A 13129-nucleotide genomic window follows, 5' to 3' on the forward strand; every position below is an offset into this window, starting at 1 on the left:
ACCACCATCCTAAACATTCAAAATAAAATATCTGTTATTTATTGATTTGATAGGAAAGTAACTGAAAGTCTTCCGTATATTCAAACGCCCCGAAAGCAACATCGTTTCCTTCAATTGCATGTTGTATAATAAGTCGATCGCCTTCAGCCATCGGTAAATGTTGAATCTCTTTAATGGAATGCCATTTTAAAATTCCTTCGTCTGTCACTTCTTTTTGGATTCCTACTCCAGTATTTGTGTAAAAGTTAAACATCATCCATTCACGAATTTTTCCTTCATCATTTTTCATTAAAAAAGTATAAATCCCTTTTAATTGAGGATCTTTAATACGAATCCCAGTTTCCTCCCAATATTCTCGTAAAACTGCCTGTTTTACCGTTTCTGTCGGTTCCATTTTTCCACCTGGGATCGCCCACCAATTACGACGAGGCTTTTGCAATAGCAATACATTGCCATCTTTAACATAAATACAATTTGCAACTCTTTGCATGTAATCACCTCAAAATCAAGCCGAAAAAAATCAACTTGCTTTAGTAAATGAAAAGTACTTTATGAAAGTTCATGTCACAAAAAAGATTATATATTAATTATATACTATACCTTGTCTTTTTGTAACAGGAAAGGAATTGTTCAAACTCTAAGATGTAACTTCTGGTAAAAGGAATTGATGTGATTCGATCAATTTTAAACCCGTTTACTTTATTATCTGTATAAATATATAAAAAAACACAGGGTGGATTCCATTCCCTGTGTCAAAATATACATTATTTTAAAGGGGGTATTTTCTAGATATTATATTACTCAATTTTTGTTGCACAAGTGTTACAACAGCGTTAAGCATGAGTTACGTTTCACAAATTTTTTGTAAACCAATATATTGAAAAAGCTTATTTTCTAAGCCTTTTTAAAATTTCTTTATTTTACTTCAGCGGTCTTTAATTCTTCTTTCAATTTTTCAACATATTGTTGTGCACTTTCAGCTGCAATACTGCCATCACCGGTTGCTGTAACAATTTGGCGAAGTTGTTTTTCACGAACGTCACCTGCGGCAAAAATACCAGGAACTTTCGTTTCCATTAATTCATTGGTTACAATATAGCCCGCTTCATTTGTAATTCCTAAGTTTTCAAATGGTTTTGTTAATGGTACCATTCCAATATACACAAAGACGCCATCACAAGGAAATTCTTGTTCTGTTCCGTCTACAGTGTTAACTAAAGTAACACTACCGACTTTACCATCTTTCTCATTGATCTCTTTAACAGTATGATTCCAAATAAAATCTACTTTTTCATTGGCGAAAGCCCGGTCTTGCAGAATTTTTTGTGCGCGAAGTTTATCACGACGGTGAACAATGGTTACTTTCTCAGCAAAACGTGTCAAATAAACCCCTTCTTCAACAGCTGAATCACCGCCACCGACAACAACTAATTGGCGATTTTTAAAGAAGGCACCGTCACATACTGCACAATAAGATACACCACGTCCGCCAAGTTCAGCTTCACCTGGCACTCCTAATTTTTTATATTCAGCACCTGTTGCAATAATAATGGCTCTTGCTTTAAATTCTTTCGAACCTGCTTTAATAACTTTAAATTCTTTTCCGTCCACGACTTCTTTTATATCACCATAGGCGTATTCTGCACCAAATTTTTTCGCGTGTTCAAACATTTTATTCGATAATTCAGGACCTTGAATCATGTCAAATCCTGGATAATTTTCAATATCTCCGGTGTTTACCATTTGACCGCCAGGAACACCACGTTCAATCATTAAAGTAGACAAATTTGCTCGGGAGGTATAAACCGCTGCTGTCATACCTGCAGGACCTGCACCGATGATAGCCACATCGTAAATTTTTTCTTCCGTCATTGTCTTTCACTCCTCAAATGTCATTGATACATATATTATAACCCTCTAAAGGGAAACTATATAAATAAAACGACTCACGATCACCAGTTCCACAGTTAATTTTGTTTCCAAGGTTCCATTCCTTCTTTTTCTGGTTGAACTAACATTAACTTTTTCCATGCTTTTTCAGCCAACTGCTTATGACCTACGTAGTATGCTGCATATGCAAACCAATAATAAAAACTTGGATCAATATGATCATAGTGCATTATTTTTTTAAACCATGAATACGCTAGTTCATATTGTTCCAAAATCACAAATGTTACGGCTAATTTAAAGCGATGATCACCTGATATTGGAAAAATTTTTTTCAATGAATTTAATAATGATTCATAATTCTTTCCTTCATAATAATAAAATACGGTTAAGTTGCATAATGCGTGTAAATTACCAGGATTTTCTTCTAAAACCTTAGAAACGATTTTAAGTGCTTCTTGACGATCACCTTTATAAAAATAAGCTAAGGCTAAGTTATTATATGCAGGCCAATAATCCGGGAAATCGACAATCATTTCACTAAATTTCTCGATCGCTTCCTCAAACTTCCCTTGCTCTAAAAGTTTTTTTGACTGTTCTTGCCTCGTAATAATCTCTTCTTCATAAGGTTCATCAATAGATAAAATCGTCGATCGAATGTCATCTGCTTCAAAAGAGATCACTTCCAACAGTTCTTTCACATCGTTGACATACTCACCGTTAGGCATGAGTTTCAAATACATATTGGCATGCTCAATGGCTTCTGTATACATCCCGATATAAGCATAATTATTTGCTAGAAAATAATGGCAATCATACATGTATGGCTCTATTTCATGTAAGACTTTATATAGTATTTCATTTGAACGATCATATTCTCCTAATTCCGCATGAACAATAGCAAGTTGACAAGCAATCACCGGTTCATTCGGTTCAAATTGCCAAGCACGTGTTAAATATTTTTTTGCAAGTGAGAAGTTACTTTTTTGGAACGCTTCGATCCCTTTCATAAAGTAAAATTCGCCGGAAGGATTGAAAGTCAGTATTTTATTATGTAAGTGATTTTTCCCCATATTTTTTTTCACAAATGATCCTCCACTGCTTTCTATTTTCTATCTATAATTATTTTTCTATTAAAATTCTAGTTTGTCATGCTTTTAACTTAAACTATTAACATTGTATATATTTTTTACACTATATGTAACGATCGTAGTACAATATTATATATTAACATACATTAGAAGAGAAAATAAATACCATGGAATGATTTGTATTTTCATGCCGATTTTTTATTAAAAAATAAAAGGGATATCCATAAAATAAGTCCTTAGTAGATTTCTATGTGTGTTTCTTAAGACATCTTCTGTAGGAGTCCAATTCTACTATTCAGACTTGATTGGATAACCCTAATCATATGGTATCGAATTTTTGGGAAATATTGCTATTATGGGGTCCTCTTAATTACATGTTGAAACCGTTGATGGCGTTTTTTTCTTCCGTTTGTCCATCTCTTCTTTCGTATATATGATTCTCATTGGATTTCCCCCAACCATTGCACCAGCTGGAACATCTTTATGAACAAGCGTCCCCGCTGAAACAACTGCACCATCACCAATATCAACGCCAGGAAGTATCGTCGAGTTCGCTCCGATCATCACATTGTCACCAATTTTTACTTCACCTAGGCGATACTCATGGATTAAATATTCATGAGCAAGGATGGTTGTATTATAGCCAATGATGGAATTACGGCCAACTGAAATTTTTTCTGGAAACATAATGTCTGGTACGACTTTATAAGCGAAAGCAGTCTTGTCGCCTACTTTCATATTTAATAGTTTTCGGTACATCCAATTTTTCCACTTATAAAAGGGTGTAAAACGGGCGATTTCGATAACGATGACATTTTTTACAATCTTCCAAAATGAAACGGTTTTATAGATTTGCCATAAGGAGTTTGGTCCTTTTACTGGATAACGATCAGTTTTCCGCATATTCCTTCACTCCGAGAATAGGCAATAAATCTTTCATATTATCTAAAATATAGTCTGGCTCTAATTTTTCAATAAACTCTCTTCCTTTAATAGACCAGGCAACACCTGCAGAAAATGTACCTGCATGTTTAGCACCTTCAATATCGTGATTGGAATCCCCAATCATTATCGTTTGTTCCGGCTTCGATTGAAAAAATTCCATCGCTTTATGAAGTGGTTCAGGATGTGGTTTAGCATGCTCTACCTCGTCTAACGTGATAATTACTGGAAAGTATTGCAGCAAATCGATTTTATCTAAGCCTTTCAAAACGGTATATCTCACTTTAGTTGAAACAACACCAAGTTTGAAACCTTCTTTATGTAAAGTTTTAACCGTTTCGTATACACCATCAAATTCTGTAACAAGTTCATCATGTTTTTCTACATTGAATTTTCGATAATAGGCTATCATTTCGTCAACTTTGTGCTTAGGTGCAACTGATGAAAAGGATTCTTCTAATGTCGGCCCAATAAAGGGGATACAATCTTCTTTAGTAATATGATCATAACCAAAATAGGTAAATGTTGCTAAAAACGATTGTTGAATAAGTTCATATGTATTAAGTAAAGTGCCATCTAAATCGAATAGTACCGTGTCTATTTTTCTTTGCATTTTTTTGGTCCTTTCTTGTTATAGGTTAATGAATGCCTGTTTCGACATTTCTTGTTCTTTTTCAACTTCTTTTATCTGCGAAAGTCATTCCCGGAGACATTTCCTGGTCTTTTTCATCTCGTTTTGTCCGCGAACTAGTATATGAGACCTTTCGGTACATTTGTCAACGAGGACGTATTTTCAAGCTTTTCCAGCTACGCCTCATTATATAGCGGCAAGTCCTTCACTTTTTTCCTGCGATAAATCATTAAAACAATCGCTACAATAATTGTAAGAATCGAAACTAATTGAGCAATGCGAATATCAGTACTCCATAGATATAAGCTGTCTGTGCGCAATCCTTCAATCCAGAAACGTCCTAGCGAATACCAAATTGCATACGATAAGAAAACTTCACCTTGTCTTACTACTGTTTTTCTAAGTAAAATTAAAAAGATGAAACCAGCAACATTCCAAAGTGACTCATACAAGAAAGTCGGATGATAATACTGACCATGAATGTACATTTGATTAATAATAAAATCTGGTAAATGTAGGCCTTCTAAAAATTCACGTGTAACCGCACCACCATGGGCTTCTTGGTTCATAAAGTTTCCCCAACGACCAATTGCCTGTGCAATTATAATACTTGGCGCAGCAATATCCGCAACTTTCCAAAAGGAAATTTTTTTCACTCGACAAAATATAATTGCTGTTAACACCGCTCCAATTAAAGCACCATGAATGGCAATTCCACCTTCATTAATTGCAATAATTTTAATCGGATTTTGCGAATAATAATCCCATTCAAACATAACGTAATAAATTCTTGCACATATAATTGAAATTGGAATAGCAAAAATTAATAAATCTGCAAATGTATCATCAGGTAGCCCTCTTCTTCTACCTTCTCTTGTTCCTAATATGTAGGCTACCACAATCCCAAACGCAATAATAATCCCGTACCAATAAATAGGGTAACCGCCTATTTCAAAGGCAACTCGATCTAAAGGCGTAATATTATATAACATCCTTTTCTTTGCCTCCTTATATAAAAAATGAACAAATTCATTGTAGCAAATAAAACTGTTTTTTAAAAAAGAATATTCCGAACAAATTCAATTCAGAATATTAACATGTATAACATCATTAACCAAATTTCAAAGATATGTTCCATGAATTATAAAAATAGCAGAAACTTGTCCTACCATTCACACTAGTCTCTGCTATTTGTACCTTAATCATCTTCTCGTTCCCGAATGGTTTCCTCCAGTCTTGCTGTAAACTCTTTTGCCGTGTTCACACCCATTCGTTTCAACCGATAATTCATGGCTGCCACTTCTATGATAACCGCTAAGTTTCGACCTGGACGGACAGGTATCGTATACTTTGGAATTTCTACATCAAAGATCTTCATTTTATCTTCGTCTAAACCAAGACGATCATATTGTTTCTTTTGATCCCAGATTTCTAAATTAACACACATTGTAATTCGTTTATAGGAACGAACAGCTCCTGCACCAAATAAAGTCATCACATTAATAATCCCTAATCCACGAATTTCTAATAAATGTTCAATTAAGGCAGGGGAATTTCCGACAAGGGTATCCTGATCTTCTTGCCGTATTTCGACACAATCATCTGCAACTAGTCGATGACCACGTTTTACTAATTCCAACGCTGTTTCACTCTTCCCAACACCACTTTGTCCAGTGATTAACACCCCGACACCATATACATCGACAAGGACTCCATGAACTGCAACGGTAGGTGCTAAACGTAATTCAAGAAAATTTGTCAGATGACTAACCATTCTCGTCGTTTTCATTTTCGTCCGCATAACAGGTACAGATTCACGTTCAGAAGCCTCAATTAATTCTTCCGGAACATCCAAATTTCTTGTAATAATAATACCTGGTGTGATATCTGTACAAAGTCGTTGTAGTCGGTATTTTCGATCTTCTTCATTTAATTTTGATAAAAAAGTAAGCTCTGTCATTCCTAACAATTGTATTCTTTCTTCTGGATAATAATCAAAAAAACCAGCCATCTCCAAGCCAGGTCTCGAAATGTCACTTGTCGTAACTGGCCGATCTATCCCATCTTCACCACTTATTAACTCTAAATTGAACTTTTTAAGTATGTCTTTAATTGTTACTTTTGACATAGTGTACTTCCCTCACTTACATCGGGTGATCATTTTTTAGGTCTTTTTTAATTCTACCATTTTTCTTCATGAAACCAAAGAATTCAATTTAACCCAGCTCAACAAATTTATATGATACATAATCAAAATTTCGATTTTTACCGATCATATCATCCGACGAACATTAAAAATTCAAAAGCGACAAAATAAAAAAGCCGCTATATTATAACGGCTTCACATAGACAGATCCTGTTTTAGCATCGGCAAAAATATAAGTTTTATTGGTTAACTCCGATGTCGTATCAAAACGAATAATCTTTTGAATCACTTCCTTTTCTTCCTTCATTTTATATATATTTTCTAAATTCACATGCACATTTCCTAAATTTGATTTTACTTCCCCACTTACAGCTAGATGTTTTTGTACATTCACATAAATAGCACCGGTGGCACTTGATAAGCGTACAGATTCTGGCTGTGGTTCACGTACATAAGCTGTAATGGAGCCTCCAATCGTTTCTGCTTCTGCTTTTTTAAATTTACCGTCAACGTTTACTTTACCGTTAACCGTTTCAACATCAACTTTGTCAAAGGCAATCTCTGACAGGGTAATCGCGCCATTTGTTGTTTCAAGTTTCGCCTTTTCCCCGGAAGCATTTGATAAGCGAATTTGACCGTTTGTAGATTGAAGGCTAATCTTCCTCGCACTTAAGTTTCGAGTCGTAATAGATCCGTTAAATAATTTAACATAAACTTTATCAAAATCTTTTTGCGGTACATAAACTTTAACTTCGACTTTATTAATTTTATCAAAGGAGACAAAAGTTAGAGTTTCATCAACAATCGTAAAGTCAACATCTTTCATAAATCGTTCTTTTCCCTCATCAACTTGATCAGTACGGAAAATCTTCGCATCACATTCTACACGTACATCCGTATGATCCCAAGCTTCTAAATGTACCGAACCATTCGGGATATCAATTTGAACCTTTTGAAAATCGTTATTATTTTGTTGGAAAACATGGGAGATATTTACAGACTTTGTAAAATCAAGATCTAGTTCTTTTACTTTTTCCATTGCGGTCTCAAAAAAGTCAAAAACACGGTCCTTCAATGTTTTTTCTTGCTTTACTTTATAATCGTAATGTTTTTTTTCGTATTGATCTTCCTTTTCTGATTCAGCTTCAATAATTGTTGAAAGTTTCTCTGCTTCTTTACTAGCCTCTTCTTTCATTTGTTTTTTCTCTTCAACTTGGTTGAGCTCTTCTAATAATTTCTCTGCTTCATCAATGGAAAGTAATCCCGATTTGACCATTTCTAAAATCTTTTTCCGTTCTTCTTTCACCAGCCACCAGTCCTTTCTCATCTTAAATATATAAATATCGTATTCGTATTTTTTTATACGAAGGGCCATATATAAAAGTTTCACTATGTTCGTGTAAAATTTTTCCTAGTTGGATGGATTGATAAAAGAAAACCGTTCATAAGAGAACGATATACTATGCGTTTATCTCTCTTATAAACGGTTAAAAAATTTTATTTCGTAGATACTGGCAGTTCTGTTTTTTCATGAATCAACTTCGCCATCCGCTTTTGATCTCTTTCAAGAATCCGCTTCAAATAATAACCGGTATATGATTTTTCGTTTTTAGCTACTTGTTCAGGGGTACCTTTCGCAACGATTGTGCCACCGCCATCCCCGCCTTCCGGGCCAAGGTCAATGATATAATCGGCTTGTTTAATGACATCTAAATTATGTTCAATCACAACGACTGTATCACCTTGTTCAACTAATCGTTGTAAAACATCGAGCAATCTAGCAATATCATGGGCATGTAGACCGGTAGTCGGTTCATCTAAAATATACATATTACGACCAGTCGAACGACGATACAATTCGGATGCAAGTTTAACCCGTTGTGCCTCACCGCCTGATAAAGTTGTTGCTGATTGCCCCAGTTTCATGTAGCCTAAGCCAACATCATAGATCGTTTTAATTTTGCGGTATATTTTCGGTATATTTTCAAAAAACTCCATTGCTTCTTCTACCGTCATATCGAGAATATCGGAAATATTTTTGCCTTTATATTTCACATCCAACGTTTCTCGATTATAACGTTTCCCGTGACAAACATCACATGGGACATAAACGTCCGGTAAGAAATGCATTTCAATTTTAATAATCCCGTCACCTTTACAAGCTTCACAACGTCCACCTTTTACGTTAAAGCTGAAACGACCTTTGTTATATCCACGTATTTTCGCTTCATTCGTGGATGCAAACAGATCTCGAATATCGTCAAAAACACCGGTATATGTTGCAGGATTGGACCGTGGGGTTCGACCTATTGGTGATTGATCAATATCAATGACCCGTTCAATATTTTCAATTCCAATCATTTCCTTATGCTTACCAGGACGATCATGGGCGCGATTCAGTTTTTGAGCTAATGTTTTATATAGAATCTCATTAATTAGTGTACTCTTTCCTGAACCGGATACACCTGTTACAACAGTAAATGTACCTAATGGAAACTTGACGTTAATGTTTTTTAAATTATTTTCCTTAGCGCCTTTTATTTCGATAAAACTTCCATTTCCCTTTCTCCGTTCTTTTGGCAAAGGAATGAACTTTTTACCAGATAAATACTGACCGGTTAGAGAGTTTTCATTTTTCATGACTTCTTCAGGTGTTCCGGCAGCAACAATTTGTCCACCATGTATACCTGCACCTGGACCAACATCAACAAGATAATCAGCCTCTAACATTGTATCTTCATCATGTTCAACAACAATTAATGTATTCCCAATATCACGCATATGTTTCATCGTTGCGATCAATTTATCATTATCTCGTTGATGAAGACCAATCGAAGGCTCGTCTAAAATATATAACACACCCGTCAATTGGGAACCAATTTGTGTAGCTAAGCGAATTCGCTGCGCTTCACCACCTGATAACGTTCCGGCTTGACGGCTAAGTGTTAAGTAATCAAGGCCGACATTGACTAAAAAGCCTAAACGAGCTTTAATTTCTTTTAAAATCAGCCGAGCAATGTCTTGTTCCATTTCTGTCAATTCAAGTTTATCAATTTCCTCCAACGCCTCTTTAATCGTTAAGTCAGAAATTTCCCCGATATGGCGACCGTTTATTTTTACCGACAATGCTTCTTTTGATAAGCGATACCCTTTACATGTTTGGCAATAATTATGGGACATGAACTTTTCCATTGTTTCTTTAATTAGATCAGAACCAGACTCGCGATGACGGCGTTCAATATTATGCACAACACCTTCGAATTTAATAAATGTATCCCGAATCATACCTCGGTCGTTTTCATAATGGAAATGAATTAATTCTCCATTAGAACCGTACAAAATTTTATCCATTTGATTTTTTGGAATATCTTTTACAGGGATATCCATATCGATGCCATAATGATTGCACACCGATTCTAAAAGTTTTGGATAATAATTCGAAGACGTTCCTTTCCAAGGTACAATAGCCCCTTCACGTAATGTCATATTCCAATCGGGAATCACTAAGTCAATATCGACTTCCATTTTCCAACCGATTCCGTCACAATCTGGACATGCACCGAACGGACTATTGAAGGAAAACATGCGCGGTTCTAATTCCCCAATCGAAAATCCACATAACGGACAAGAATGTAGTTCACTGAATAACAATTCTTCTTTACCAATGATATCAACTAATACTCGACCGTGTCCTAGTTTTAACGCTGTTTCTAGAGAATCGGTTAGGCGCGTCTCAACTCCATCCTTCACGATAATACGGTCGACAACAACGTCAATGGAATGTTTTTTATTTTTATCCAACTCGATTTCGTCTGTAACTTCCATCATTTCTCCGTCTACTCGGAGTCTGACAAATCCTTCTTTTTTAATTTGCTCCAATACTTTTACATGGGCGCCTTTTTTACCGGAAACAATTGGTGCCAATACTTGAATTCTCGTCCGGTCTGGATATTCCATAATACGATCGACCATCTGTTGCACCGTCTGTGACGAGATTTCAATGCCGTGATTCGGACAAATTGGACGACCAATCCGTGCATAAAGTAATCGTAAATAATCATGGATTTCAGTAACTGTCCCAACCGTAGAACGAGGGTTGCGGCTCGTTGTTTTTTGATCAATAGAAATTGCTGGAGACAACCCTTCAATGGAATCGACATCCGGTTTATCCATTTGCCCAAGGAACTGCCTTGCATAGGATGATAAGGACTCAACATAACGACGTTGACCTTCTGCATAAATCGTATCAAAGGCAAGTGAAGATTTACCAGATCCAGATAACCCTGTTAGTACGACTAATTGATCACGCGGTATGTTAATATCAATATTTTTTAAATTGTTTGTCCGTGCCCCTTTAATACTGATCTCACTTTTCATTTTATTCACCTTCTTCTGCCTTAAGCTCAAACACAATATCCCGTAATTCTGCAGCCTTTTCAAAGTCTAGAGCTTTCGCTGCCTCTTTCATTTCTTGTTCCAGTTTGGCAATTACTTTTTCACGCTCTTTCTTCGACATCTTGCCATATTTATCAGCAATCGTATATTCTTCTTGTTCTTCAGCAGCAATGGTTGCCTTAATAACATCATGAACAGCTTTTTTAATCGTCTTCGGTGTGATGCCGTGTTCTTCATTATACTTCACTTGAATTTCCCTACGACGTCTTGTCTCACTGATCGCTTTTTCCATCGAATCAGTAATATTATCAGCATACATAATAACACGACCATTCGCATTTCTCGCAGCACGCCCAATGGTTTGAATAAGCGAACGTTCGGATCGTAAAAATCCTTCTTTATCGGCATCTAAAATGGCAACAAGTGAAACTTCTGGAATATCCAGGCCTTCACGAAGTAAATTAATTCCAACGAGGACGTCGAACTTACCAAGTCGAAGATCCCGAATGATTTCCATCCGTTCTAACGTCTTGATTTCCGAATGCAAATATTGAACTTTAATTCCGGCGTCTTTTAAATAATCTGTTAAATCTTCCGCCATCCGTTTTGTTAACGTCGTTACCAATACCCGCTCATCTTTTTCAATCCGATCTTGGATTTCGTTCATTAAATCATCAATTTGACCTTTTATAGGACGCACGTCAATGATTGGGTCAAGAAGTCCTGTAGGACGAATAATTTGTTCAACCATTGTCGGGCAGTGTTCCAACTCATAAGGACCCGGTGTAGCTGAAACATATACAATTTGGTTAATCCGCTCTTCAAACTCTTCAAATTTAAGTGGACGGTTATCCAATGCAGATGGTAGGCGGAAACCATGATCTACTAACACTTTTTTCCGGGCTTGATCCCCGTTATACATCCCTCGAATTTGCGGTATTGTCACATGAGATTCATCTACGACTATGAGAAAATCATCTGGAAAATAATCGAGTAATGTATACGGTGTTGCCCCTGGCGGTCTTAACGCTAAATGACGTGAATAGTTTTCAATACCTGAGCAAAAGCCCATCTCCCTCATCATTTCTAAATCATACTTTGTTCGTTGTTCCAAACGTTGAGCCTCTAACAGTTTCCCCTCGTCACGTAGTTCTTGTAAACGTTCTTCCAATTCCTGTTCAATATTCGCAATCGCCTTTTTCATAATTTCTTCCCTTGTTACATAGTGAGAAGCAGGATAAATGGCAACATGCTCGCGGTCTCCTAAAATTTCCCCAGTCAACGCATCCACTTCACGAATTCGGTCGATTTCATCGCCGAAAAATTCTACTCGTAGACAATGCTCATCCCGGGAAGCAGGGAAAATTTCCACAACATCGCCTCGAACACGGAACGTTCCTCGGTGAAAGTCAATATCGTTTCGTTCATATTGAATATCAACTAATTTTCGAAGCAATGCATTGCGATCAATTTCCATCCCTACACGGAGAGAAAGTACTAATTCTCGATATTCTTCAGGTGAACCTAAGCCGTAAATACAAGACACACTAGCGATAATAATAACATCGTTTCGTTCAAATAAGGCAGATGTCGCTGAATGCCTTAATTTATCGATTTCGTCATTAATACTCGCATCTTTTTCAATATATGTATCTGTTTGTGGGACATAGGCTTCAGGTTGATAATAGTCGTAATAAGAAACGAAATACTCGACAGCATTATTTGGAAAAAATTCCTTAAATTCACTATACAGTTGACCTGCTAATGTTTTGTTGTGAGCAATAACTAAAGTCGGTTTGTTTACTTCTTTAATAACATTTGAAATCGTAAATGTTTTTCCTGTACCTGTTGCACCGAGTAATGTTTGATGTTTTTTTCCGCTTTTAATCCCTTCAACTAATTGCCTGATTGCTTCAGGCTGATCACCTTGAGGCGTATAGTCTGACACTAACTCGAATTTTTTATCCAACTTTTGCATCCGAATCATCCTCATTTTCAAATTTTACCGACACAGCTATTCGATGGTTATATTGTAAC

At 36.2% G+C, this 13129-nt stretch carries 10 protein-coding genes; all 10 read right to left on the reverse strand.

Annotation, left to right across the window (positions count from 1 at the left end):
- Positions 1-34: 34 nt before the first annotated feature.
- The 10 genes from OEV82_RS01930 to uvrB all read right to left on the reverse strand — a co-directional run bounded on the left by OEV82_RS01930 (position 35) and on the right by uvrB (position 13061).
- Positions 35-490, reverse strand: a complete 456-nt coding sequence (locus OEV82_RS01930; protein WP_263060821.1) for an NUDIX hydrolase — start codon at positions 488-490, stop codon at positions 35-37.
- Positions 491-915: 425 nt separating this feature from the next.
- Positions 916-1872, reverse strand: a complete 957-nt coding sequence (trxB, locus tag OEV82_RS01935) for a thioredoxin-disulfide reductase (RefSeq protein WP_173658414.1) — start codon at positions 1870-1872, stop codon at positions 916-918.
- Between the two features lie 95 nt (positions 1873-1967).
- A complete protein-coding gene (locus OEV82_RS01940) occupies positions 1968-2972 on the reverse strand; it encodes a tetratricopeptide repeat protein (RefSeq protein WP_263060822.1) in 1005 nt (334 codons plus the stop codon).
- A 372-nt stretch (positions 2973-3344) separates the two neighbouring features.
- Entirely contained in the window at positions 3345-3881 is a 537-nt protein-coding gene (locus OEV82_RS01945; RefSeq protein WP_173659356.1) for an acyltransferase, read from the reverse strand.
- Positions 3868-4533, reverse strand: a complete 666-nt coding sequence (ppaX, locus tag OEV82_RS01950; RefSeq protein ID WP_263060823.1) for a pyrophosphatase PpaX — start codon at positions 4531-4533, stop codon at positions 3868-3870. The genes OEV82_RS01945 and ppaX overlap by 14 nt, the downstream gene beginning before the upstream one ends.
- Before the next feature lie 194 nt (positions 4534-4727).
- Positions 4728-5543 carry a prolipoprotein diacylglyceryl transferase gene (gene lgt, locus OEV82_RS01955; protein WP_263060824.1) on the reverse strand — a complete coding sequence of 272 codons (816 nt, stop codon included), beginning with the start codon at positions 5541-5543 and terminating at the stop codon, positions 4728-4730.
- A 206-nt stretch (positions 5544-5749) separates the two neighbouring features.
- Positions 5750-6679 (reverse strand): HPr(Ser) kinase/phosphatase, encoded by a 930-nt coding sequence (gene hprK / locus OEV82_RS01960; RefSeq protein ID WP_173658555.1) that lies wholly within the window; start codon positions 6677-6679, stop codon positions 5750-5752.
- A gap of 202 nt (positions 6680-6881) precedes the next feature.
- Positions 6882-8003, reverse strand: coding sequence for a DUF4097 family beta strand repeat-containing protein (locus OEV82_RS01965; RefSeq protein WP_263060825.1), 1122 nt, complete (start codon positions 8001-8003; stop codon positions 6882-6884).
- A 191-nt stretch (positions 8004-8194) separates the two neighbouring features.
- Positions 8195-11074 (reverse strand): excinuclease ABC subunit UvrA, encoded by a 2880-nt coding sequence (uvrA, locus tag OEV82_RS01970; protein WP_173658557.1) that lies wholly within the window; start codon positions 11072-11074, stop codon positions 8195-8197.
- Between the two features lies 1 nt (position 11075).
- Positions 11076-13061 (reverse strand): excinuclease ABC subunit UvrB, encoded by a 1986-nt coding sequence (gene uvrB / locus OEV82_RS01975; protein ID WP_173658559.1) that lies wholly within the window; start codon positions 13059-13061, stop codon positions 11076-11078.
- Positions 13062-13129: the final 68 nt, after the last annotated feature.

It is taken from the genome of Pallidibacillus thermolactis (genome assembly GCF_025660415.1).
Lineage (GTDB): Bacteria > Bacillota > Bacilli > Bacillales > Caldibacillaceae > Pallidibacillus > Pallidibacillus thermolactis.